Here is a 23,233-nt window from a genome sequence, read left to right as displayed (position 1 = left end):
CCGCCCCTGCTGGATCAGCCCGCGCTTGGGGCGACCACGTTGCCAGCCGCTGGAGCGGCCTGCTTCACCGGCTCCACCACGCGCATGTGCAGGTCACGCAGCTGCTTGTGCTCGGCGGGCGACGGCGCGCCCATGAGCAGGTCTTCGGCGCGCTGGTTCATCGGGAACAGCGAGATCTCGCGCAGGTTCTGCGCGCCGCACAGCAGCATCACGATGCGGTCCACGCCCGCCGCCATGCCGCCGTGAGGCGGGGCGCCGTACTGGAACGCGCGGTAGAGGCCGCCGAAGCGCTCTTCCACGTCGGCCTTGGTGAGGCCGGTCATCTCGAACGCCTTGACCATCAGTTCGGGCGACTGGTTGCGAATCGAACCCGAAGCGATCTCGAAGCCGTTGCAGACCAGATCGTACTGGAACGCCTTGATGGTGAGCGGGTCCTGGTTCTCCAGCGCTTCCATGCCGCCTTGCGGCATCGAGAACGGGTTGTGCGCGAAATCGACCTTCTTGTTGTCCTCGTCCCATTCGTAGAACGGGAAATCGACGATCCAGCACAGCTCGAAGCGGTCCTTGTCGATCAGGTCGAGCTGCTCGCCGGTGCGGGTACGGGCAAGGCCGGCCAGCTTGGCGGCCTGCTCTTCCTTGCCGGCGGCGAAGAACACGCCGTCGTTGGGGCCAAGGCCCAGCGCTTCGATCAGCGCGGCGGTCTTTTCCTCGCCGTGATTCTTGGCGATCGGGCCGCCCGGGACGCCGTCCTTGATGTTGATGTAGCCAAGGCCCGAGAAGCCTTCGCTGCGCGCCCAGTTGTTCATCTCGTCGAAGAACTTGCGGCTGCCAGCGCCTGCGCCCGGAGCCGGGATTGCGCGGATAACGCCGCCGCCCGCCACGATGCCGGCGAAGATGCCGAAGCCCGAGTCGACGAAGTGCTCGGTCACGTCCTTGATCAGCAGCGGGTTGCGCAGGTCGGGCTTGTCCGAACCGTAGTCCAGCATCGACTGCGCGTGCGGAATGCGGCGGAATTCACCCGAGGGGGTGACCGGCTTGCCCTCGGCGAAACCGGCGAAGATGCCCTGCAGCACCGGCTCCATGGTCTCCCAGATCTCTTCCTGGGTGACGAAGCTCATCTCCAAGTCGAGCTGGTAGAATTCGCCCGGCAGACGGTCCGCGCGCGGATCTTCGTCGCGGAAGCACGGCGCGATCTGGAAATAGCGGTCGAAACCGGCGACCATCAGCAGCTGCTTGTACTGCTGCGGCGCCTGCGGCAGCGCATAGAACTTGCCCGGATGGATGCGGCTGGGAACCAGGAAGTCACGCGCGCCTTCCGGGCTCGACGCGGTCAGGATCGGCGTGGAATATTCTGTGAAACCAATGCCTTCCATACGGCGGCGCATGTCAGAAATGACCTTGGTGCGCTTGACGATGTTGGCGTGCAGCGTCTCGCGGCGCAGGTCGAGGAAGCGGTACTTGAGGCGGATGTCCTCAGGATATTCCTGCTCGCCGGCCACCGGCATCGGCAGTTCCTCGGCGCGGCTGATGACCGTGGCGGAGCGGGCATAGACCTCGATCTCGCCCGTGGCGAGGCTGGGGTTCACGGTGCCGGCGCTGCGGGCCTTCACGGTACCCTCGATGGTCACGACGCTTTCCGCGCGCAGCGAATCGAGCACGGCCAGCGCGGGGCTGTCGCTGTCGGTGACGACCTGGGTGAGGCCGTAGTGGTCGCGCAGATCGACGAACAGAACGCCGCCATGGTCGCGCTTGCGGTGTACCCAGCCCGAAAGGCGGACGGTCTGGCCAACCTCGGCCGCGCCCAGGGCGCCGCAGGTGTGAGAGCGATAGGGATGGGTCATGGCGGGTTCGTGCTCTTCAAATGGTCGAAATCAGATCAGCGCGGCCCTAGTCGAGTGAGCGGGCGATTTCCAGACTAGGTTTTCGCGCGGTGGGCAATCTGCGCGGCGGTAACACGAAATAAACCATTGGCCTCTAAACTGACCGGACAAGGGGTCGCACAAGACAAGCAGGACAAGACATGCTGGCACACAAGCTGGACGAAGTTCTCCCGCAAACCGCCCTCTCTCAGGGCGGAAGCCTAGAGCTGCCCGCGTTCCCGCAATGGGCCGATGCCCCCATCTCCGCCCCCGCCGAGCCGCAGCAGCCTTCCGCCGGGGTTCTCGAACTGCGCCGGCTTGCCGAGCCCGAAGCCCCGTCCGACGGCGAGGTGGAGGCCTGGCACCTGCCCCCGCCCGGCATCCACACCACCGGATCGCAGCTGCGCCGCCGCCTCGTCACCGCCGAAAGCATCGCCGCGCTGTCGGCCCACGAAAAGCCCTCGCTGCTGCAGCGTATATGCGCGCTTCTGCCGGGCCGGAAATAAACATACGACAAAACCGCAACACAGGGCGTTGATCCCATGCCACGTTAGGCGTAACGCCCCTGTTCAATGAAAATTCACCCGCTGATAACGAAAACCGAAGAACTCGCCGATTTGTGCGCGCGCCTCGCGAAATCCGATTTCGTGGCCGTCGACACCGAGTTTATGCGCGAAAACACCTATTGGCCGGAGCTGTGCCTCGTACAGATCGCCAATACCGAGGAAGCGGCGGCGGTCGATCCGCTCGCTCCCGACCTCGATCTGAAGCCCTTGTGGGACCTGCTGACCGACAATGAGGACGTCCTCAAGGTCTTCCACGCGGGCGGCCAGGACGTCGAGATCGTGTTCAACTTCACGGGGCGCACGCCGCACCCGATCTTCGACACCCAGATCGCGATGATGGCGATCAGCCAGTCGGAGCAGATCGGCTACTCCAACCTCGTCGAATCGTGGCAGGGCCTGACGATCGACAAGGGCGCCCGCTTCACCGACTGGTCGCGCCGCCCGCTGACCGATCGCCAGATTGAATATGCCATCGGCGACGTAACGCACCTTTCCAAGATCTTCCCCAAGATGCTCAAGCGCCTGATCAAGACGGGCCGGGGCGAGTGGCTGGACCAGGAAATGGAAAAGCTGGCCGACCCCGAGCATTACCGCAACGACCCGGCCCAGGCCTGGAAGCGAATCAAGGCGCCGGGCCGCAACCCGCAGGTTCTCGGCCGCCTGAAAGCCATCTCCGAGTGGCGCGAGATGGAAGCCCAGGGCAAGAACATCCCGCGCGGCCGCATCGCCCGCGACGAAACGATCGCCGACATCGCCAGCCATCCGCCCAAGACTCAGGGCGACCTCGCCAAGGTACGCGGCCTGTCGCAAGGCTGGAAGGACAACGATATCGGACGCCGCCTGATGAACGTCCTCGCCAAGGCGGAAGCCCTGCCCGACGACGAAATGCCCGCCCGCGCCCCGCGCGGCGCGCCGCTGGGCAAGGAAGGCACCCTGGTCGCCGACCTGCTCAAGCTGCTGCTGAAGATTCGCGCGCGGGAAATCGATGCCGCCTCGCGCCTGCTTGCCCGCAGCGATGAGCTGGAACTGCTGGCCGCCGGCGTGCGCAAGAACCTCAGCCTGCTGGAGGGCTGGCGCTACGAAGTGTTCGGCCGCGATGCGCTCGACCTGGTCGAGGGCAAGCTCGCCTTCGCGGTGGAGAACGGCAAGCTCAAGATGACCCACGTCGACGACGCGGCAAAAGCGGCGGCTGCCGAAAAGGCAGAGACCGCGCTGGAGCAGATCGGTGACGAGCAAGCCGACGAAGAACAGGTCGGCGAAGACTAAGTCCCGCCATGGCGACCGCGTGAAAGCGCTTTCGCCATGGCGGTGCCCCCTCCCTCAGGGGTAACTGTCGCTCCAGCACTTTACGCAAGGCGAACGGAGCAGGCACTCCACTTCGCCGTGAGCGCAGGACCGTTGCCGAAGCGGGCGCAACAAACGTCGCAGGATGCCAAAAACAATTACCATATCCGAGGGTTAGCACGCCCTGCGGTCGCAGGTAGTGATGGCAATACGGAGCGACTACCACCCCCCGATTTTACAGGATTTCGGGTTCGGTAACGGAATGTCGGCGCGCTAACAGTTGGCGTCCCTGCGCGGTTCATGCGATAGCCTGCGGGTGACCGTCTATCAGCCCACGCTCAAGCAGCTCCAGTACCTCGTCTCCCTTCACGAGCATGGCCATTTCGGCCGCGCCGCCGATGCCTGCTTCGTCTCGCAATCGACGCTTTCGGCTGGCCTGCGTGATCTTGAAACACTCCTCGGCGTGACCTTGGTGGAACGCACCAAGCGCGCAGTTCGCTTTACTCCACTGGGCAATTCGGTTGTCGCCAAGGCACATCGCATCCTGCGCGAAACCGAAGAACTCTCCGATCTCGTCCAGTCCAGCGGCAAGCCGCTCTCGGGCGAATTGCGGATGAGCGTGATTCCCACGATCGCCCCGTTCCTGCTGCCGCGCATGTTGCCGCGCCTGCGGCGCGAGCGCCCAAACCTCAAGCTGTTCCTGCGCGAGGAACCCAGCGCTGCGGCGGTCGAATCGCTTCACCACGGCCGAGCCGACTGCGTGTTGCTCGCCCTGCCCTATCCCGCCGGCGAGGTGGAGAAGGAAACGATCGAGCTGGACGCGTTCTTCGTCGCCTTCCCCGGCGACGATCCGCGCATGCCCCCCGCCGAAGTCAGCGCCGACATCATCGACGAGCACCGCCTGCTGTTGCTGGAGGACGGGCACTGCCTCAAGGATCACGCGCTCGCCGCCTGCAACCGGCCGGAACTGCGCGCCAGCGCGACGATGATCGGCACCAGCCTGCACACGCTGGTGCAGATGGTCGATAATGGGCTGGGGCTGACGATGCTGCCGGAAATGGCGCTGGATGCTGGCATTCTCAACGGCACCAACGTCGTCGCCCGGCCGCTCAATTCGCCCAATGCCAACCGCGAGATCGCGTTGGTTTGGCGCAAGAATTCGCCGCGTTCCGACGAATTCCGGCTACTGGCGGACGAACTGCGCGCGGGATGACTGACGCCGAGGCGTCCGGATGCTGACGTATCGCGCCTTGAAAAATGTTCAGGCGCCCGGCGGGCTTTAACCCTTGCGCCGCAGCCCCTGCAACGCAAGGCCAACCGCTGCGATGGCGGTGCCCAGCACCGATACGCCGCTCCAGCCCCAGCCATGCCAGACTGCCGTTGCCGCCCCCGAACTGGCGGCACCGGCCAGGAACATCATCGCCATGTAGACCGTGTTGATGCGCGATCGGGCTTCGGGGCGCAGAGCATAAATGATGCTTTGGTTCGAGACCTGGCTGGCCTGCACCGCGAAGTCCATCAGCAGCACGCCCACCACCAATCCCGCGACCGACTGCCACAGCCCGAAGACCAGCCACGATACCAGCGTCAACGCGCTGGCCATGACGATCACACGGCCAGGTCCGCGCCTGTCGGCGATTCGCCCAGCGATGGGCGCGGCCAGAACGCCCGCTGCTCCCAGTACGCCGAACAGACCCGCCGCTTCCGGGCCCATGCCGAAGCGCGGTTCCTGCAGCCGCAGCGCCAGGATCGTCCAGAATACGCTGAACACGCCAAACTGCGTGCACTGGGTATACGCTGCCAGTCGCAGCGCTGGAAACTCGCGCCATAGCGCCCATAACGAAGCCAGCAGCCCGCCATAGGTCATGCCGGTGTCCTGCGGACGGCTGCGCGGCAGCATCAGTGCCATCAGCCCGGCCGTAAGCAGGCACAGCGGGACCGCCAGCCAGAACATCTCGCGCCAGCCGAAAACCCCGGCAACGAATCCCGCAAGGGTCCGGCTCAGCAGGATACCGCAGAGCAGTCCGGCCATGACCGTGCCAACCACCGCACCGCGCCGCTTGTCAGGCGCGAGATTGGCGGCGAACGGAACGATCTGCTGCGCGACCGAGGCGAGCAGGCCCACACCCAGAGAAGCCGCCAGTATCAGTCCTGCACTGGGAGCGATGGCGACCAGCGCCAGCGCGACGGTCAGCGCCAGGCACTGCATGACAATGAGCCGCTTGCGCTCCACAAGGTCGCCCAGCGGCACCAGAGCGATAAGGCCCACGGCATAGCCCAGCTGCGTCGCGGTCGGGACATACGTGATCGCGGCGCCCGAAACCTCGCGCTCCATCAGCCCGATCATCGGCTGGTTGTAGTAGATGTTGGCGACAGTCAGCCCGGCCGCGGCAGCCAGCGCAAAGATCACCGGCTTGCCCAACGGGCTGGCAGGCGCGGCTGGCGTCGCCATGGTCATGGCAGGTGTGGTGGCGGTGATGACAGGCTCCTTGGCGCAGGCCCTACCCTGCCGAACCTGCGATCTAGGGGCGATGCCGTAGCAGCCAAGCGCGAGGATCGCACCGGCTGTTTACAATTGCGCAACACGAATGCGCACCATCAGTCCATGTACTTGAGGCCGGCGCGCATATAGTCCCAGCCCGTCACCAGCGTCAGCACCGCTGCGGCCCACAGCGTGGTGAGGCCGACGGTATGCGGCACATTGATCTCCAGCCCGCCCACCCACAGGTTCCACCACGGCATCGCCACGCCCAGGATCAGCGCGCCCAGCGAGATGAACTGGAACGTCGTCTTCCACTTGGCGAGGCGGCTGACCGGCACCGACACCTGCAGACCCCCGAGGAACTCGCGCAGGCCGGAGACGGCAATCTCGCGGATCAGGATCACCAGGCCCGCGATCACATGCGCATCGCCCACGTAGGGGCCGCGCAGGATGCCTTGCGCGGTGAGCACAAGGATCACCGCCGCGATCATGATCTTGTCGGCAATGGGATCGAGGAACACGCCCAGCTTCGAGACCGTCCCGCTCGAACGGGCAAGATAACCGTCGAAATAATCGGTGATGCCCATCAGGCAGTAGAGCCCGAAGGCTAGGCCGTAGCCGAACTCCCACTTGGGCCACCACAGCAGGAACGCCAGCAGCGGCACCGCGAAGATACGCGAAAGGGTGAGGATGTTCGGCAGCGTCAGCATGGTGACACCGCCATAGCCCGCAATGGCGACGGGAATAAAGTGCTCAACGGGGGTTGTGCCCCCGCCCCACCGCATTAAGTGTCGCGGCGACCAGAATTTCCAGAGTTTCAAACGCCGGCGGCACGTTTCGATCATGACCACGACGACCCAACTCATCCGGGCCCGACGTTTCCTCCCCCTTTTCGTCACCCAGCTGCTCGGCGCGTTCAACGACAATCTGTTCAAGAATGCGATGATTCTCTTCGTGGTATACGAGGTGTATCACTCCGAAGCGCAGGAGGCCCGCTTCAGTGCGATGGCCTCGGCGATCTTCATTCTCCCCTTCTTCCTGCTCTCCGCGCTCGCCGGGCAACTGGCCGACATGCGCGATAAGGCGAAGCTGATCCGCATCATCAAGGGCTGCGAGATCGTCATCATGCTGATCGGCGGCGCCGGGCTGGCGCTGGCGTGGCAAGGTGCCTCGCTGGACAGCGTGGCGATGCCGCTGATGCTGGTGGCGCTGTTCGCGATGGGGGTGCATTCGACCTTCTTCGGCCCGATCAAGTATGCGATCCTGCCCCAGCACCTGCGCGACGGCGAAGTCCTTTCGGGCACCGGACTGGTAGAGGCAGGAACCTACATCGCCGTGCTGGCCGGCACCATCGTGGCGGGCTGGATCAATGTGGAACATGCCGCGATCGGGGTCATCGTGGTCGCCTGCATCGGCTTTTTCGCCGGCCGGCAAGTTCCCCCCGCCCCGCCGCTGTGCGAGCCCGAGCCGCTCGACTATCACTTCGTGCGCGCCTCCATCAACCTGGTGCGCACGACGATGAAGGACCGCCGGGTGTTCCTGGCGATCTGCGCGATCAGCTTCTTCTGGGCGATCGGCACCGTGCTGTTCATCCAGTTCCCGCCGCTCGCCAAGAACATGCTGCGCGCCAGCAAGGAAGTGGCGAGCCTGTTCCTGGTGATCTTCTCGGTCGGCGTGGCGATCGGCTCGGTGGCCATCAACGCGCTGCTCAAAGGCACCGTCTCGGCACGCTGGTCTCCGATTTCGGTGATCGGCATGGGTGTGTTCCTGATCGCCTTCCAGCAGGTGTGCCGCATCTGGCCGCCCCACACCGGGCCGGACGTGATGATGGACGTCTCGACTTTCGTGATCCAGCCGCTGGCCGCACCGCTGATGCTGACGCTGCTGGGTATCGCGATTTGCGGCGGCATGTTCGTCGTGCCGCTTTACGCCTTCCTCACCACCTTCGTCGAAAAGTCGCAAACGGCGCGGACGATCGCGGCGAACAACATCGTCAACTCGGGCGCGATGGTGGTGGGCTCACTGGCCACCGGCGTAATGACGCTGATGGGTGTCGCCGTCGCGCAGCAGCTGCTGATCGTGGCGCTGGGCTGCGGTGCGTCGGCCTGGCTGGGCCACCTGCTTTTCCGCGCGGAAAAGGCCGCGCTGGCCGCCTGATGATTGTTGCTTCCCCCCGCCGGGGGAAGAACCGGCGCGTCAGGCGATAAACACGGTGATGGCGACGAAGCTGGCGCAGTAAGTGGCCATGAAGCCCTTCCAGTCGCCGCCGCTTAGCCGCCAGCGGCGGGCGGCTTCCAGATTTTCCCCTGCCTCCACGTCCGCCGGAAGCGGATCGCTGAAGACGTGGGGCGGCAGCGAGCGACGGAACCAGTGTCCGGCCGACTCCTGCGTGAGGACTAGTGCGCGACGTGTCATGCTTCGCATAATGCACGTCTTAACGATTTGTTTACTATTCCGTAAAGTGCGCCGGCCGCTGCTTCCCGAAACGGGACGCCCCCCTTAAATCTTCTCCATCAAGCGCTGGAACACCAACGAAAAAGGGCCACCCGAAGGCAGCCCTTGTCCGATTAAATGATGGTGCGTGCGGTCAGATGCTGTCGCCGAGGGCGCCCTTCACCTTGCCGGAAGCCTGCTGCAGTTCGCCCTTCTTTTCCTGGGCGACGCCTTCGGCCTTCTGAGCCGGATCGTTACGCGCATCGCCGAGAGCCTGCTTGGCGTTACCTGCGACTTCGTTGGCGAGACCCTTGGCGGTGTCCGTGAGCTTACCCATGGCCTTATGTCCTTGATTTTGCGGCAGCGGAACGATCCGCCGTCTTCAGTGAGATCAACGCATCGGGATCGCCAAAGGTTGCATCGGTCCACCGCATCAGGCCCGATCGCGGGGCATGAATCAGCCGCCTGCCAGCGACAGTACGTGGTCCCATTCCTCGGGCGTGACCGCCATTACCGACAGGCGCGAGAACTTCACCAGTTCCATCTCCGCCAGCTTCGGATCGGCCTTCGCCTGCTTGAGAGTGACCGTGCGCTTCAGCTTGCGCACCGGTTTCACCTTCACTGCGGCCCACTTGCCTTCCGGATCGCTCGGGTCGGCGATTCCGGCCTTGCTGACCTCGGCAATCCCGATGATTTCCTTGCCGATGTTGGAGTGATAGAAGAACACCTCGTCCCCTACCTGCATGGCGCGCAGGTTGCCAGCGGCGCGATGGTTGCGCACGCCGTCCCAGGTGCCTTCGCCCTCGGCGACGAGGTCGTCCCAGCCGTATGCGTCCGGTTCAGACTTCATCAGCCAGTAACTCTTGCCCATCGCTCACCTTTCCATTTCATGTCCAGCCCGCAAGCCACTAAAGCGGGCGACATATCGATTCATCACGGATTGCACTACCATGGACCTAGCCGAAATTCCCGTCCTCAGCCTCGATGCAGACCGGGCAGACCTGCCCGCGCGCATCGGTGAGAGCTTTCGCACCTTCGGGTTCGCGATGATCCGCGACCACGGCATCGACCCTGCCCTGATCGAGCGCGCCTGGCAGCTGACCGGGGAATTCTTCGCCCTGCCGGTGGAAACCAAGCAGAAGTACTTCATTCCAGGCCAGGGCGGCGCGCGCGGCTACACGCCGTTCCGCACCGAAGTGGCCAAGGGTGCCAGCGAGAAGGACCTCAAGGAATTCTGGCACGTCGGCCGCGATGTGCCAGCGAACTCGCCCCTCGCCGCCTCGATGCCGCCCAATGTCTGGCCCACCGAGATCCCCGGTTTCCGCGAGACGTTCACGCAGCTCTACGCCCAGTTCGATGAGGCCGGCGCCAAGGTTCTCTCGGCCATCGCCATCGACCTGGGGCTCGACGCGCACTGGTTCGACCCCGCGATCGACGACGGCAACTCGGTCATGCGCCTGCTGCACTATCCCCCCGTGGGCGAGGGTTCCGGCGGCGCCATCCGCGCCGGCGCGCATGAGGACATCAACCTAATCACCCTGCTGCTCGGCGCGCAGGAAGCGGGTCTCGAACTGCTCGGCAAGGATGGGCGCTGGCTGTCCATCGCCCCGCCCGAAGGCGCGATCGTGGTCAATATCGGCGACATGCTGCAGCGACTGACCAACCACGTCCTGCCCTCCACCACCCACCGCGTGCGCAATCCCGAGGGCGAGCGGGCCGGCCACGCCCGCTACTCGATGCCTTTCTTCCTGCACCTGCGCAGCGACTTCCCCTTCGTCACCCTGCCCGAATGCGTCAGCGAATCGAACCCTGACCGTTACCCGGAGACGATCACCGCCGACGACTATCTCCAGGAGCGCCTGCGCGAGATCGGCCTGAAGATGTGACCCAAATGCCGCCGCACCGGACCTGATCCGAGGCGGCGGCCTTGATCTTAACCAATACTTCAGAGCGTTTACTTAGGGCAGGAGACTTAGGGGCGACACCCTAGGGGGCCACGTCAGTGCGCGCAGTGAAATTCCAGATTGCCGGCAACGACAGCGAAGACACCGCCGCCGGAAGGCAGGTCGACGTCGTCGCGCTGGGCATCGTCACGGCGGCGATCATCCTCTTCGTCGCGACGGGCAGCGAAATCGGCCCGGCCGTCGTGCGTTCGCTCAGGGGCGAGGGTCCGGGACCGGACCGCTTCATGCTCGACGCCTTCCTCCTCAACATCGCCATCATCATCTTCGGCTGGAGCCGCTACCGCCAACTCTGCGAAGAAATCGCGGCCGGCAAGACGGCCGAAAACGCCGCGCGCCGACTGGCTGAAACCGATCCGCTGACCGGCTTCCTCAACCGCCGCAGCTTCAATGCCGGCGTCGATGCGCTGATTGCCCAGAGTGCCGGCCCCGGCATGAACCATGGGGAGGATCAGCATCGGGCGACCGCGCTGATGATGATCGACCTCGACAATTTCAAACAGGTCAATGACCACAACGGCCATTCGGTCGGCGACCTGCTGCTGTGCGAATGCGCTCGCCGCATTGGCGCGGCGCTGCCGCGCGGCGCTCTTGTAGGGCGCATCGGCGGCGACGAATTCGCCGTTGCCCTGCCCTTCGATCGGCAGCGCCCCGAATTCGTCGATCATATCGCCAAAGTGCTGGTCGCCTCGATCGGCGAATCCGCGCGGATCAACGCCGTGAATATTGCGGTCAGCGCCTCGATCGGCCTGTCGCGTTCAGATCTCGCTGGCGAATCGCCGGCCGGGCGGGTCAGTTCGTTGTTCGAAATGGCCGATATCGCCATGTACCACTCCAAACGGCAGGGCCGGAACGGCTTCTCGTGGTTCGAGGCGCACATGGCCGACGAGATGCGCTTTCGCTCCGAGTTGGAGAACGGCATCCGCCAGGGCATCCCGCGCGGCCAATTCGTGCCCTTCTACGAACAGCAGATCGACCTGCAGACCGGCGAACTGATCGGTTTCGAGATGCTGGCGCGCTGGGACTCGCCGCAATTCGGGATCGTCGCGCCCGACATCTTCATCCCCGTCGCCGAGGATATCGGCGTCATCGCAGAACTTTCGCAAAGCGTGATCGCGCAGGCCCTCGAAGATGCCCGGGCATGGGACCCGCGCCTGACACTGGCGGTAAACATCTCGCCGATCCAGCTTCGCGACCCGTGGTTCGCACAGAAGCTGCTGCGGATGCTGGTGGAAGCCAACTTTCCGCCTCAACGGCTCGAGGTGGAGATCACCGAAAGCTGCCTGCACCAGAACCTGGCCCAGGTGCGTTCCTTGATAACCAGCCTGAAAAACCAGGGTATCCGCGTCAGCCTCGACGATTTCGGAACCGGCTACAGCTCGATCGGGCAGCTGCGCGAACTCCCGTTCGACCGCATCAAGATCGACCGCAGCTTCGTGTCCAGCCTCGTCGATGACAAGGACAGCGCCGCCATCGTGCGCGCCGTCACCACGCTGGGCAAGGGGCTGCACCTGCCGATCACCGCCGAAGGCATCGAGACACAGGACGTTCTCGACCACTTGCGCCAGTACGGCGAGATCACCGGACAGGGCTACCTCTACGGCCGCCCCCGCCCGGCCCGCGACCTGGGCGAATGGCTGGACGCCGGGCCGCACAGCGAAAACAAAGCGCCCGGGGAGCCGCCGGTCCCGCTGCTGCCGAAGTCCGGGCTCGGCTGACCCATCCGGCAGTCCGGCATTCGGTTTCACGTGCAGGTCCGCAATGACGACAACACTGGACCTTGGCCCTCGCAACTCCTAGATCGCGCGCCATGCGGATCGAATTCACCAAGATGCATGGACTCGGCAACGATTTCGTCGTGCTCGATGCGCGGCTTCGTCCCTTGCCCGCGATGGACGCGGCTTTCGCGGCCGCTGTGGCGGACCGACACACCGGCATCGGCTGCGACCAGCTGATCCTGCTCGAACCTTCCGACGCCGCCGATTTTCGCATGCGCATCTTCAATGCCGACGGCAGCGAAGTGGAAGCCTGCGGCAACGCCACGCGCGCGGTCGGCCTGCTGCATGGCCGTGCCGCCAGGATCGAGACGCTGGGCGGCCTGCTCACCTCCACCCCGTCCGAAACCGGCATCAGCGTGGAAATGGGCAAGCCCCGGTTCGACTGGAACGCGATCCCCCTCGGATATGCGATGGATACCCATGCGATGCCGGTGGCGTGGGAGGAACTGGTCAATCCCATCGCCGTCAACGTGGGTAACCCGCACGTCATTTTCTTCGTGTCCGATCCTTACGCCATCGACATGGCCCGCATCGGCCCCATGATAGAGACCGACCAGATCTTCCCCGAGCGCGTCAATGTGAACGTCGCCGCCATCACCGCACGCGATGCGATGATCCTGCGGGTGTGGGAACGCGGTGCCGGCCTCACCCGCGCCTGCGGCACGGGCGCCTGCGCCAGCGCGATCGGCGCGATGAAGCGCGGTCTTGTCGACCGCCGCGTCACCGTCAGCCTGCCCGGCGGCCCACTGGTGATCGAATGGCGCGAAGACGACGAGATCGTCATGAGCGGCCCCGCCACTGAGGCGTTTCGCGGCAGCTTCGATCCGGCGGACTTCGGGATCATCGCTTGACCGTCGAGGTCCACACGCTCGGCTGCCGGCTCAACATCGCCGAAAGCGAAACCCTGCGCGGGCTGCTGGACGGCGAAGAGGACCTCGTCGTCATCAATTCCTGCGCGGTCACCGCAGAGGCCGTGCGCCAGACCCGCCAGGCGATCCGCCGCGCCCGCCGCGCCCGGCCTGACGCGCGCCTGCTGGTCACCGGCTGCGCCGCCGAGGTGGAGCGCGACATGCTGGCCGCCATGCCAGAGGTCGACGGCCTCATCGCCAATACCGCCAAGCTCGACCCGCGCGCCTGGAACGTGCCGCCCGCTCCCCGCCCCGCTGTAAAGCGCGGCTATACGCGCGGCTTCGTGCAAGTGCAGAACGGCTGCGACCACGCCTGCACCTTCTGCGTCATCCCGCAGGGACGCGGGCCCAGCCGCTCGCGCTCCATAGCCGAAGTGCTGGAAGACATCGCCGTCCACCTCGCCGCAGGGGTGCAGGAGATCGTGCTGACCGGCGTCGATCTCACCTCCTGGGGCAGCGACCTTCCCGGTGAGCCGCGCCTCGGCGCTTTGTGCGAGGCGATCCTCGCGCGGTTCGGGCAGCTGCCGCGCCTGCGCCTCTCCTCGATCGACGGGGCGGAAGTGGACGAGGCGCTGTTCGAACTTCTGGCCGCAGAGGCGCGGGTAATGCCGCACGTCCATCTTTCGCTCCAGCACGGCCACGATCTCATCCTCAAGCGCATGAAGCGCCGGCACAGCCGCGCCGATGCGGTCGACCTTGTGGAACGCCTGCGCGCGCGCCGCCCCGATGTGGCGATCGGCGCCGACCTCATCGCCGGTTTCCCGACCGAGGACGAGGCCGCGCACGAGGCGAACCTTTCCATCATCGCCGAACTTGGCATCGCCCACGGCCACGTCTTCCCCTACTCGCAGCGTCCCGGCACCCCTGCAGCGCGGATGCCGCAAGTGGAACACGCCGTGATCCGCGCCCGCGCCGCGCAGCTTCGCGAAGCGCTGGCGGGCGAACGGGCGACGTGGCTTGCCGCCCATCTGGGCAAACCGCTAAGGGTGCTCGCCGAAAAGGGCGGAACCGGCCATGCGCCGGATTTCGCCCCCGTCCGCGTCCCCGCAGATACGCAGCCCGGAACGCTGGTGAGCGTTGTGCCCGCAAGGGTAGTCGAAGGAATACTGGAAGCATGAGTATCGACGGCCCCCAGAACGATACGGGGACTCCTGAAACCGGCGGCGACTGGTCCGAGCGCCTCTTCGGAGGTTTTCGCAAGACCTCGGAGCGCCTGACCGGCAACCTCTCCGGCATTGTCGGCGGCGGGCGGCTTACCGAAGCGCAGCTCGACGATCTCGAGGATGCGCTCATCATGTCGGACCTCGGCCCGCGTGCGGCGGCCCGCATCCGCGCCCGGCTTGCCGAAGAACGCTTTGAGCGCGCCGCAGACGAACGCGCGATCATGGAAGTGGTCGCCCGCGAGATCGCGGAGATCCTGCGCCCCGTGGCCAAGCCGCTCGACATCATCGCCTTCCCTCGCCCGCAGGTGATCCTGGTGATCGGCGTCAACGGATCGGGCAAGACCACCACCATCGCCAAGCTGGCGCACCTGTTCCAGGAACAGGACTATTCGGTGATGCTGGCCGCCGGAGACACCTTCCGCGCCGCCGCCATCGGCCAGCTGCGCGTATGGGCGGACCGGCTTTCCATCCCCATCATCACCGGCCCCGAAGGCGGCGACCCGGCCTCCATCGTGTTCGACGGGCTGAAGGCGGCGACCGAACAGGGCATCGACACGCTGATCGTCGACACTGCCGGACGCCTCCAGAACAAGCGCGAACTGATGGATGAGCTGGCCAAGATCCGCCGCGTCCTGGGCCGCCTGAACCCCGCCGCTCCGCATGACGTGGTGCTGGTGCTGGATGCCACCAACGGCCAGAACGCGCTTTCACAGATCGAGACCTTCAAGGAAGTGGCGGGCGTCTCGGGCCTGATCATGACCAAGCTGGACGGCACCGCGCGCGGCGGCGTCCTCGTCGCGGCGGCCGAGCAGTACGGCCTGCCCATCCATGCCATCGGCGTAGGCGAGAAGATCGACGACCTGCGCCCCTTCAACCCGGACCTGCTCGCGCGGGTGATCGCGGGAATTGCCTGATGACTGATACCTCCAAAGCTCCCGGCAAGCCCAAACCCAAATCGAGCTGGGTGAACCTCGTCGTCGATTTCGGGCCGCTGCTCGTCTTTTTCCTCGCCTACCGCCACTTCGCGCCGAGCGATGACAACAACATGGTCGGCACCGTCACCGCCGTCATCAAGGGCACCGTGGCGTTCATGGTCGCCACGGTGGCGGCGCTCGCGGTATCGAAATGGCGGCTTGGCCATATCTCGCCGATGCTGTGGCTGACGACGGTGCTGATCCTCGGCTTCGGCGCGCTGACCGTGATCTTCCGCAATCCGTTCTACGTCCAGATCAAGCCTACGGCGGTCTACCTGCTGTTCTCGGTGGTGCTGTTCGTCGGCCTGTTCAGGGGCAAGCCGATGCTGAAGTACCTCCTCCAGTCCGCCTTTGAGGGGCTGAACGACGAAGGCTGGATGAAACTGTCGCGCAACTGGGCGTGGTTCTTCCTGGTGCTGGCGGTCTTGAACACGGCGCTGGTCTATACCGTCAGCTTCGACACCTGGATGCAGGCCAAGCTCTGGGGCTTCACGGTGCTGTCGTTCCTCTTCACCTTCTCGCAGCTGCCCATGGTGCTGAAACACGGCATGGGTGAGGAGGCGAAGGCCGAATTCGTGGAAACCCCGCCGACCGATTGAGGTCGATCATCCTCCACCGTGGGGGTGGACGCACAAATGAAAAAGGGCGCGGGAAGCATTGCCTCCCGCGCCCTTTTTCGTGCCGGTAAAACCGCTGTTACGCGGCCTGCTTCTGCCGTTCGGTCGCTTCGAGATTGAGCAGGTTCGCCATCTCGAAAGCCAGCTCGATCGACTGCGCACCGTTGAGGCGCGGGTCGCAGTGGGTGTGGTAGCGATCAGCCAGCGAGGCATCGGTAACCGCGATGGCGCCGCCGGTGCATTCGGTCACGTCCTGCCCGGTCATCTCGATGTGGATGCCGCCCGCGTGGGTGCCTTCGGCGCGGTGAACCGCGAAGAAGCCGCGCACTTCGGACAGGATCCGCTCGAACGGACGGGTCTTGTAGCCGCTGTCAGCCTTGATGACGTTGCCATGCATCGGATCGCACGACCACACCACCGGATGACCTTCACGCTTTACCGCGCGCACCAGCTTGGGCAGGCCGGCTTCGACCTTGTCGTGGCCGTAGCGGCTGATCAGCGTCATGCGGCCCGGCTCGCGGCCGGGGTTCAGCGTGTCCAGCATCCGCAGCAGCGCGTCCGGCTCAAGGCTGGGGCCGCACTTCATGCCGATCGGGTTGCCCACGCCGCGCAGGTACTCGACATGGGCCGAGCCTTCGAAGCGGGTACGGTCGCCGATCCACAGCATATGGGCAGAGCAGTCGTACCAGTCACCCGTCAGCGAATCGCGGCGGGTCAGCGCCTGCTCGTAAGGGAGCAGCAGCGCTTCGTGGCTGGTGTAGAAGTCGGTGCCCTGAAGCTGCGGCACGGTCATCGGATCGACGCCGCAGGCCGCCATGAAATCGAGCGCTTCGCTGATCCGGTCGGCCATCTGCGAGAACTGCTCACCCCATGGGCTGCGGCCGATGTGTTCCATCGTCCACTGGTGAACCTGGCGCAGGTTCGCATAGCCGCCATGCGCGAAGGCGCGCAGCAGGTTGAGCGTCGCGGACGACTGGCCATAGGCCTTGAGCATACGCTCAGGGTCGTTGCGGCGCGCCTCGGCGTTGCCTTCGATGCCGTTGATGATGTCGCCGAAGTAGCTGGGCATTTCCACGCCGCCGATGGTCTCGGTCGGTGCGGAGCGCGGCTTGGCGAACTGGCCCGCCATGCGGCCCAGCTTCACCACCGGCTGCTTGCTGGCGAAAGTCAGCACGACCGCCATCTGCAGCAACACGCGGAACGTGTCGCGGATGTTGTCGGCGCTGAACTCGGCGAAGCTCTCGGCGCAGTCACCGCCCTGAAGCAGGAAACCGCGGCCCGCGGCCACTTCGGCAAGGTCAGCCTTGAGCGCACGCGCTTCGCCGGCAAAGACCAGCGGCGGGAACTTCGCAAGCGTGGCCTCGACCTCGCCCAGCTTCGCCTCGTCGCCATAAACCGGGAGGTGGCGCGCTTCGTGCGCCTTCCAGCTCTCCGGTGTCCAGTTGCTTGCCACGTTCTTAACTCCCGATGCCCGCAGCACCATGCGCGGGCCGCCTTGCACGCCGCCTTTTGTCTTTCGCGCGGCGCAAGCAAGGGGCGGCCCATAGCGCCCTGCGGCAATATTTGCAAAGATGGTTTGCCCGATCAGCGTGATCGGTTGCGCGAGGGTTGAAATTCGATTGGCGGTGACGCTCGCCCCGGATCGGCTCCGGGACGAGCGTCCACCCTACTTCGCTGCGACGGTCTTCGATTCCTTGCCCTCGGGCATGACTTCGAGACGCCACGAGTTGTTCTTGCTCAGGTAACGCGCGGCCAGGGCCTGCATCGCCTGCGGGGTGGTGATCGTATAGTCGCTCAGCACCGACCGCACGGTGCCGATGCGCGAGGGGTCGCTGGTCGCGCCCTCAAGCTGGCTCATGAAGAACGAAGTGCTGGACGCCGCGCGCGTCACCTGCTGGCGCAGCGGTTCGACCACCAGCGCCAGTTCGTCGGCGGTGGGCGGGTTGTTGATGAGGTTCTGCGCGATCTCGTCGGCGGTCTGGAAGAAGATCGGCACTGACTTGGGATCGAGCTGCGCCATCGCCGTGATCGAACCACCGGCGGCAAGGTCCACCGGCCAGCTGGAATAGACGTAAGGCGCATAGGACACGCCCAGCTTCTCGCGCACGGCATCCATCAGGCGGTTGGTGAACAGCTGCGTGAGGATTTCAAGCTGGCGCGATTCGCGAATGCCCATGACGCCGCCGCCGGTCGGCCACGAAATCACTGCCGCCGCCTGGTCCGGGTCGCCGTGGTGGGCCAGAGTGATAGGCTTGTCGGAAGGCTTGGGCACGTCGATCTTCGCCGGGGTGCCGGCGCCAGCGTAAGGCTGGCGGGTCTTGAGCGCGCCGAAAGTCTTCTCCAGCGCGGCGATGGCGGCAGTCTTGTCGAAATCACCGAAGATCTGGACCTCGACAGGGCCTTCCTTGAGCTGCTTGCTCCACACGCGCTTGAAACCCTCGGCCGTGGTGGCTTCGATCTCGGCCGGCGTGGGGGTGGCGAAGCGGGGGTCCTGCCCGCGCTGATAGAACTGCAGGTCGCGGTTGAGCACGCCTTGCGGCGAAGTTGCGAACGTGGCGTACTGAATCTTCGCTGCCGCCTTGGCGCGCGTGAAGGGGTTCGCGTCCCACTGAGGCAGATCGAGCTTGGCCGCGAAGAGATAGAGCTGGTCGGCAAGGTCCTGCGGACGCGTTTCGGCGGAAAGCTCGAAAGCGGCGTCCTTCACCTCGAAGTCGAAGCCCATCTTGCGCCCGGTCGAGAGCCGGTCGAGATCGTCCTGACCCAGCGTGGCTAGGCCCGAGCCGACGAGCGCGTAATTGCCCAAAGTGATGTAGGCCGCATCCTTCGGATCGACCGAGCGATAGCCGCCGCCGAAGCGGGTCTTGACCATGACGCGGCCCGGCTCCTCCGCCACCGGCCACAGCAGCGCCTTGACGCCATTGGCAAACGTAAGCTGCTCGATTTCCAGCAACCCGGTTGGCGCATCGGCAATCGCCTTGGTCGGCGCGCCGATGGCGGGCAGCTTCTCGAACGAAACCGGGGCGAGCACCGCGCGCACGCTGGCGTCTGCCTTGACCGGCTCGGCAAGCGCCATCTGCAACTGCTCGTCGGTCGCCTTGCCCGCTTCCTGAACGGTGAACAGCCCGCGCGTCACCGTACCGGTGAACAGTTGGCGGGTGTGCTTGAGCACGGCATCCGGGGTGAATAGCGCCTGCGATTCGCGGAAGATGCGCAGCACGTCGGCGGGCGCGGCCACCGTCTCGCGGATATCGAGCGCGTTGACGAGATCGTCGGCCAGCTTCGATCCCGGCAGGATACGCTGCTGCTCGACCGGCACCTGGAAGGCGACGTCGAGTTCAGCGGCCTCGCGGTCAATCTCGGCCTGGGTGGGCGCGCGGGTCAGCGCGTCGGCGATCACCGCACGCACATCGCGCAGCGCCGCCTGCCAGTCGTCGCCCAGCGGGGTTACGGAAACGAACGTCGCATCGGCGGAGCGCGAGACATCGTCCTGGTTGACCGAGGCGGACAGGAAGCTGCCGCCCGCACGCGCCTTGGATTCGAGCCGGCGGTTGATGATCGCCTGCGCAATAGCGTCGGTCATCAGGCCCTGGTTGTAGACGATGTTGTCGGTGACCTGACGCCACGGGCGCAAGGTCGCGTACATCAGCGAGGGCGGCAGGTCCGGCTCGACCAGCACGCGGGTCTCGCCCACCGGGTTGCTCGCGTCGGCGCCCTTTGGCGCAGCCGGATCACCGAAGCTGGGTGCAGGCGTGCGCTTGCCCTTGGCCGACCAGTCGGTGAACCACTTCTTGACGTAGGATTCCAGCATCGCCGGATCGACGTCGCCCGCCACGATCACCGCCACGTTATCCGGGCGATACCAGCGCGAATAAAACGCGCGTACGCTGGCCGGGGTGGCTGATGTCAGCGATTCGACGGTGCCGATCGGCTCACGGTTGGCGAGCGGCTGCCCGGCGTAGAGCACCTTCTGCATTGCGTCCTGCACGCGCTTGGAAGCGCCGCCGCGTTCGCGCATTTCGGCCAGCACGATCGGCAGGTCCGACTTGAGGTTCGAGGCCGAGAGCGTGGGCGCGGTGACCATGCCGCTCATCAGCTTGAACGTATCGTCGAGCGAGGTCGGCGTGGCGTTGGGCAGGTCGAGCTTGAACACCGTCTGCGTGGTGGAGGTCACCGCATTGGTATCGCTGCCAAATGTCGCGCCCAGACGCTGGAAGGCAGCGATCGCCGTGCCCTCGGGCAAGTACTTCGACTGACGGAACAGCATATGTTCGAGCAAGTGCGCATATCCGCGCTCTGCATCGGTTTCGTAAAGCGAGCCTGCATCGACGCGGATGCGGATAGACACCTGGCCCGGCGGCACGCCGTTCTTGCGCACCGCATATTTGAGGCCGTTGCCCAGTTCGCCGAAGTGCCATTCAGGATCCCGGGGAATGTCGCTGCCGCGATAGAGCCAGGGGTCGGCCTGGCCAACGCTCGGCGCCACCATGGTTCCCGTCGCGGGCGTGGCCCGGGCGGCGGCTTCCTTGGCAAGCAATGGCGGAATCGGTGCCTGGGCGAGAAGAAGCAGGCAGGCGAGCGAGCGTGCGGCGCGCGGAGAGGATTTCATCGCAAAAGGTATAGGGGGCGGTTTCCTTAAGGGCCAGTGAATAGCGCATCCCTGAACCCGCACGCACGCCACTTAACGTCGACTATTTTACACAAAATCGTCGCCCCCCACACAATGCAACACGTTACGACAAGTCTTGCCCTTGACCCTTCGGCGACTTCACCTAAATCGCAAGGATCATGTTTATTGAAACCGAAACCACGCCCAATCCCGCAACGCTCAAATTCCTGCCCGGACGGCAGGTAATGCCGGCGGGCACCCGCGAGTTCACATCGCCTGAGGACGCGGCCGCATCGCCGCTGGCCGAAGCGTTGTTCGACCTCGGCGACGTGACGGGCGTGTTCTTCGGTACCGAGTTCATCTCGGTTACTGCCGCGCCCGGCGTCGAGTGGCCTTCGCTGCGCCCCCAGGTGGTTTCGATCCTGCTGGATCATTTCGTATCGGAAGCCCCGCTGTTTGCGGGCGGCAGCGCGGCCGGCTTCTCCGTCCCGGCCGAAGATGACGATTTCGGCGACGATCCGGCGGATGCCGACATCGTCGAGCAGATCAAGGAACTGATCGAAAGCCGCGTGCGCCCGGCCGTTGCCAACGACGGCGGTGACATCGTCTATCGCGGCTTCCGTGAAGGCGTGGTTTACTTGTCGATGCAGGGTGCCTGCTCGGGCTGCCCGTCGTCCAGCGCCACGCTCAAGCAGGGCATCGAGAGCCTGCTCAAACATTACGTCCCCGAAGTAAGTGAAGTGCGCGCGGCCTGAGCGGGCTTCGGGCATGCTGCGTGAAGGACCACGCGTGACGGCCGGCACCCTGGACTTACCCCTGCCTTTGCAACCGGCTCCGGCTGCGACGACACTGGTGATCGACAGTGCGACCGACGCCTGCTCTGTCGCGCTTTTCGCTGGCGATACCCTTATCGCAGGTGACTACCGTGTGTTGGGCCGCGGCCATGCCGAGGCACTGGTGCCGATGATCGCAGCACTGCCGGAGCGCGGACAGGCCAGCCGCATCGCCGTCGCACTCGGCCCCGGTAGTTTCACGGGTGTGCGCGTCGGCCTTGCCGCCGCACGCGCGCTGGCGCTGGCCTGGGGCTCCGACCTTGTCGGCTACCCGACACTTGCGCTCGTCGCGGCAATGGCGCGCAATACCGAAGGCGGGCAAGCGGTGGGCGTTGCCATGACCGGCGGGCACGGCGAATGGTTCATCGAAGGATTCGGCAGCAACGGCGCCAGTTGCCGCCCGCTCACCTCGCGCGCACCCGGTGCGGCCGCCATCGAAACCGTGGAGCATATCGTCGCCGGGAACCAGGCCGAAGCGCTGGTCGCAGCGCGCGGAACCGGCCGAGCCCTCCCCCTGTGGCCCGATGCACGCGCCTTTTCGTTGTTGGCGGAGGATGTACTGACAGTCGACGCTCAACCACTCTACGGCCGTGCCCCAGACGCGAAACTGCCGTTAGGGGCATCATGACCGACGACGTCGACCAGATCCTGGCGGTGATGGAGGTCGCTTTCGACCCGATTTACGGGGAAGCGTGGAACCGACGCCAAGTCGAAGACGCGCTCAAGTTCGGTAATTGCCACTATAGCCTCGTCAATGCACAGGGCCGCGAACCGGTTGACGGCGAATCGGCAGCCGGGTTTTTCTTGTCGCGCACGGGGTATGAAGAAGAAGAACTTCTTCTGATTGCGGTTGACCCGCATTATCGCAGCAAAGGACTGGCCCGGTCCCTGCTTGAAACGCTGCGCATCGGTGCCCGCAGTCGCGGAGCCAAACGCCTGCTTCTTGAAATGAGACGCGGTAACCCGGCGGAATCACTTTACAGAAATGTCGGATTTCACGCCATTGGCGAAAGACGTGAGTACTATCGCACCCCTGGCGGTCAGCGCCTTGATGCGATTACATTCGCCTGTGACATGGGTTAAGTTGTAACAACCAGTATAGATGACAGCGTCTTTGGCCTGAATACGTGAATTGTGTGCAAATTTGAAATGAACTTGCACTTCACAACGAAACGGTCCAATGCACGATGAGCAAGGCCTCATTGGCCTGCCACCCCCCGAACTACTTGGTCGCACCAAAGGACAATAAAAATGGATAATATCCAGCCCGACATGAACGAAACGTTGATCACGCTGGCGTCGGACATCGTATCCGCGCACGTAAGCAACAACAGCGTTTCAGTCGAAGATCTCCCGACGCTGATCACCAACGTCTACGGCGCGCTCGCCGGCCTCGGTGGCATTGCCCCGGTCGTCGAAGAAAAGCCCGAGCCTGCGGTTTCGATCCGTTCCTCGGTCAAGCCCGACTTCATCGTCTGCCTCGAAGACGGCAAGAAGCTGAAGATGCTCAAGCGTCATCTCATGACCCACTACAACATGACCCCGGATGACTACCGCGCGCGCTGGAATCTGCCCGCCGACTACCCGATGGTTGCCCCCAACTATGCCGAAAAGCGCCGCGAACTGGCGAAGAAGATCGGCCTGGGTCGCAAGCCCGACGTGCGCCGGGGCCGCAAGCCCAAGGCAGCCGTAGCCTGATCCGCTGACCGGCGGCGGATTGGCCGGCGCGGCGCAGAAGGCATCTGCATTCACGTCCCGAAAACCGCTTT

22 protein-coding genes are annotated in these 23,233 nt (G+C 64.9%); 14 read left to right on the top strand and 8 right to left on the bottom strand.

Annotated elements, in window-relative coordinates:
- Positions 1–14: 14 nt before the first annotated feature.
- Positions 15–1,841, bottom strand: a complete 1,827-nt coding sequence (gene aspS, locus V474_RS01055; protein ID WP_059149727.1) for an aspartate--tRNA ligase — start codon at positions 1,839–1,841, stop codon at positions 15–17.
- Between the two features lie 179 nt (positions 1,842–2,020).
- Here aspS and V474_RS01050 point away from each other — a divergent pair, with 179 nt between their 5' ends.
- The 3 genes from V474_RS01050 to V474_RS01040 all read left to right on the top strand — a co-directional run bounded on the left by V474_RS01050 (position 2,021) and on the right by V474_RS01040 (position 4,922).
- Positions 2,021–2,365: a hypothetical protein gene (locus V474_RS01050; protein WP_059149726.1), complete on the top strand. Its 345-nt coding sequence runs from the start codon at positions 2,021–2,023 to the stop codon at positions 2,363–2,365.
- Between the two features lie 66 nt (positions 2,366–2,431).
- Entirely contained in the window at positions 2,432–3,691 is a 1,260-nt protein-coding gene (gene rnd, locus V474_RS01045) for a ribonuclease D (protein ID WP_059149725.1), read from the top strand.
- Between the two features lie 334 nt (positions 3,692–4,025).
- Positions 4,026–4,922, top strand: coding sequence for a hydrogen peroxide-inducible genes activator (locus V474_RS01040; protein ID WP_059149724.1), 897 nt, complete (start codon positions 4,026–4,028; stop codon positions 4,920–4,922).
- Positions 4,923–4,988: 66 nt separating this feature from the next.
- On the opposite strand, the gene V474_RS01035 is transcribed toward V474_RS01040, so the two are convergent.
- Positions 4,989–6,161, bottom strand: a complete 1,173-nt coding sequence (locus V474_RS01035; RefSeq protein WP_407938307.1) for an MFS transporter — start codon at positions 6,159–6,161, stop codon at positions 4,989–4,991.
- 146 nt (positions 6,162–6,307) lie between these two features.
- Entirely contained in the window at positions 6,308–6,901 is a 594-nt protein-coding gene (pgsA, locus tag V474_RS01030; protein WP_059150709.1) for a CDP-diacylglycerol--glycerol-3-phosphate 3-phosphatidyltransferase, read from the bottom strand.
- Positions 6,902–7,034: 133 nt separating this feature from the next.
- Here pgsA and V474_RS01025 point away from each other — a divergent pair, with 133 nt between their 5' ends.
- Complete coding sequence (locus V474_RS01025) at positions 7,035–8,348, top strand: MFS transporter (protein ID WP_059149722.1); 1,314 nt, start codon at positions 7,035–7,037, stop codon at positions 8,346–8,348.
- Positions 8,349–8,387: 39 nt separating this feature from the next.
- Here the strand turns inward: V474_RS01025 and V474_RS01020 are convergent, their stop codons facing one another.
- The 3 genes from V474_RS01020 to V474_RS01010 form a co-directional block, all read right to left on the bottom strand.
- On the bottom strand, positions 8,388–8,606 hold the full coding sequence (locus tag V474_RS01020) for a hypothetical protein (RefSeq protein WP_236710485.1): 219 nt from the start codon (positions 8,604–8,606) through the stop codon (positions 8,388–8,390).
- Positions 8,607–8,778: 172 nt separating this feature from the next.
- The gene (locus tag V474_RS01015) at positions 8,779–8,961 is read right to left on the bottom strand and encodes a CsbD family protein (RefSeq protein ID WP_059149720.1); all 183 of its coding nucleotides are present in this window, start codon (positions 8,959–8,961) and stop codon (positions 8,779–8,781) included.
- Positions 8,962–9,081: 120 nt separating this feature from the next.
- On the bottom strand, positions 9,082–9,495 hold the full coding sequence (locus V474_RS01010) for an EVE domain-containing protein (RefSeq protein WP_059149719.1): 414 nt from the start codon (positions 9,493–9,495) through the stop codon (positions 9,082–9,084).
- Positions 9,496–9,574: 79 nt separating this feature from the next.
- On the opposite strand from V474_RS01010, the gene V474_RS01005 reads away from it, so the two are divergent.
- The 6 genes from V474_RS01005 (at position 9,575) to V474_RS00980 (ending at position 16,007) form a co-directional block, all read left to right on the top strand.
- Positions 9,575–10,510 carry an isopenicillin N synthase family dioxygenase gene (locus V474_RS01005; RefSeq protein ID WP_059149718.1) on the top strand — a complete coding sequence of 312 codons (936 nt, stop codon included), beginning with the start codon at positions 9,575–9,577 and terminating at the stop codon, positions 10,508–10,510.
- A 116-nt stretch (positions 10,511–10,626) separates the two neighbouring features.
- Entirely contained in the window at positions 10,627–12,303 is a 1,677-nt protein-coding gene (locus V474_RS01000) for a putative bifunctional diguanylate cyclase/phosphodiesterase (protein ID WP_236710482.1), read from the top strand.
- 92 nt (positions 12,304–12,395) lie between these two features.
- Positions 12,396–13,214, top strand: a complete 819-nt coding sequence (gene dapF / locus V474_RS00995; protein WP_059149717.1) for a diaminopimelate epimerase — start codon at positions 12,396–12,398, stop codon at positions 13,212–13,214.
- Complete coding sequence (locus V474_RS00990) at positions 13,211–14,389, top strand: MiaB/RimO family radical SAM methylthiotransferase (RefSeq protein WP_059149716.1); 1,179 nt, start codon at positions 13,211–13,213, stop codon at positions 14,387–14,389. Before dapF ends, V474_RS00990 begins: the two co-directional genes overlap by 4 nt.
- Positions 14,386–15,348, top strand: coding sequence for a signal recognition particle-docking protein FtsY (ftsY, locus tag V474_RS00985; protein ID WP_059149715.1), 963 nt, complete (start codon positions 14,386–14,388; stop codon positions 15,346–15,348). The genes V474_RS00990 and ftsY overlap by 4 nt, the downstream gene beginning before the upstream one ends.
- On the top strand, positions 15,348–16,007 hold the full coding sequence (locus tag V474_RS00980; RefSeq protein WP_059149714.1) for an inner membrane-spanning protein YciB: 660 nt from the start codon (positions 15,348–15,350) through the stop codon (positions 16,005–16,007). The genes ftsY and V474_RS00980 overlap by 1 nt, the downstream gene beginning before the upstream one ends.
- Positions 16,008–16,104: 97 nt before the next feature.
- Here the strand turns inward: V474_RS00980 and V474_RS00975 are convergent, their stop codons facing one another.
- Positions 16,105–17,478 carry a class II 3-deoxy-7-phosphoheptulonate synthase gene (locus tag V474_RS00975; RefSeq protein WP_059150707.1) on the bottom strand — a complete coding sequence of 458 codons (1,374 nt, stop codon included), beginning with the start codon at positions 17,476–17,478 and terminating at the stop codon, positions 16,105–16,107.
- Positions 17,479–17,691: 213 nt separating this feature from the next.
- Positions 17,692–20,631, bottom strand: coding sequence for a M16 family metallopeptidase (locus V474_RS00970; protein WP_059149713.1), 2,940 nt, complete (start codon positions 20,629–20,631; stop codon positions 17,692–17,694).
- A gap of 179 nt (positions 20,632–20,810) precedes the next feature.
- On the opposite strand from V474_RS00970, the gene V474_RS00965 reads away from it, so the two are divergent.
- The 4 genes from V474_RS00965 (at position 20,811) to V474_RS00950 (ending at position 23,162) form a co-directional block, all read left to right on the top strand.
- A complete protein-coding gene (locus V474_RS00965) occupies positions 20,811–21,386 on the top strand; it encodes a NifU family protein (RefSeq protein ID WP_059149712.1) in 576 nt (191 codons plus the stop codon).
- A 34-nt stretch (positions 21,387–21,420) separates the two neighbouring features.
- A complete protein-coding gene (gene tsaB, locus V474_RS00960; protein WP_236710473.1) occupies positions 21,421–22,092 on the top strand; it encodes a tRNA (adenosine(37)-N6)-threonylcarbamoyltransferase complex dimerization subunit type 1 TsaB in 672 nt (223 codons plus the stop codon).
- Positions 22,089–22,547, top strand: coding sequence for a GNAT family N-acetyltransferase (locus V474_RS00955; RefSeq protein ID WP_059149711.1), 459 nt, complete (start codon positions 22,089–22,091; stop codon positions 22,545–22,547). Before tsaB ends, V474_RS00955 begins: the two co-directional genes overlap by 4 nt.
- A gap of 168 nt (positions 22,548–22,715) precedes the next feature.
- Positions 22,716–23,162, top strand: a complete 447-nt coding sequence (locus tag V474_RS00950) for a MucR family transcriptional regulator (protein WP_043976223.1) — start codon at positions 22,716–22,718, stop codon at positions 23,160–23,162.
- Positions 23,163–23,233: the final 71 nt, after the last annotated feature.

It is taken from the genome of Novosphingobium barchaimii LL02, assembly GCF_001046635.1.
Classification (GTDB): Bacteria; Pseudomonadota; Alphaproteobacteria; order Sphingomonadales; family Sphingomonadaceae; genus Novosphingobium; species Novosphingobium barchaimii.
Note: the sequence above shows the minus strand (reverse complement) of the source record. Positions and strands in the feature narration are given on the sequence as shown.

Coding starts and splice junctions, on each gene's coding strand:
- aspS (WP_059149727.1), bottom strand. CDS start 1,841: ATGACCCATCCCTATCGCTCTCACACCTGCGGCGCCCTGGGCGCGGCC.
- V474_RS01050 (WP_059149726.1), top strand. CDS start 2,021: ATGCTGGCACACAAGCTGGACGAAGTTCTCCCGCAAACCGCCCTCTCT.
- rnd (WP_059149725.1), top strand. CDS start 2,432: ATGAAAATTCACCCGCTGATAACGAAAACCGAAGAACTCGCCGATTTG.
- V474_RS01035 (WP_407938307.1), bottom strand. CDS start 6,161: ATGGCGACGCCAGCCGCGCCTGCCAGCCCGTTGGGCAAGCCGGTGATC.
- pgsA (WP_059150709.1), bottom strand. CDS start 6,901: ATGCTGACGCTGCCGAACATCCTCACCCTTTCGCGTATCTTCGCGGTG.
- V474_RS01025 (WP_059149722.1), top strand. CDS start 7,035: ATGACCACGACGACCCAACTCATCCGGGCCCGACGTTTCCTCCCCCTT.
- V474_RS01020 (WP_236710485.1), bottom strand. CDS start 8,606: ATGACACGTCGCGCACTAGTCCTCACGCAGGAGTCGGCCGGACACTGG.
- V474_RS01015 (WP_059149720.1), bottom strand. CDS start 8,961: ATGGGTAAGCTCACGGACACCGCCAAGGGTCTCGCCAACGAAGTCGCA.
- V474_RS01010 (WP_059149719.1), bottom strand. CDS start 9,495: ATGGGCAAGAGTTACTGGCTGATGAAGTCTGAACCGGACGCATACGGC.
- V474_RS01005 (WP_059149718.1), top strand. CDS start 9,575: ATGGACCTAGCCGAAATTCCCGTCCTCAGCCTCGATGCAGACCGGGCA.
- dapF (WP_059149717.1), top strand. CDS start 12,396: ATGCGGATCGAATTCACCAAGATGCATGGACTCGGCAACGATTTCGTC.
- ftsY (WP_059149715.1), top strand. CDS start 14,386: ATGAGTATCGACGGCCCCCAGAACGATACGGGGACTCCTGAAACCGGC.
- V474_RS00980 (WP_059149714.1), top strand. CDS start 15,348: ATGACTGATACCTCCAAAGCTCCCGGCAAGCCCAAACCCAAATCGAGC.
- V474_RS00970 (WP_059149713.1), bottom strand. CDS start 20,631: ATGAAATCCTCTCCGCGCGCCGCACGCTCGCTCGCCTGCCTGCTTCTT.
- V474_RS00965 (WP_059149712.1), top strand. CDS start 20,811: ATGTTTATTGAAACCGAAACCACGCCCAATCCCGCAACGCTCAAATTC.
- V474_RS00955 (WP_059149711.1), top strand. CDS start 22,089: ATGACCGACGACGTCGACCAGATCCTGGCGGTGATGGAGGTCGCTTTC.
- V474_RS00950 (WP_043976223.1), top strand. CDS start 22,716: ATGGATAATATCCAGCCCGACATGAACGAAACGTTGATCACGCTGGCG.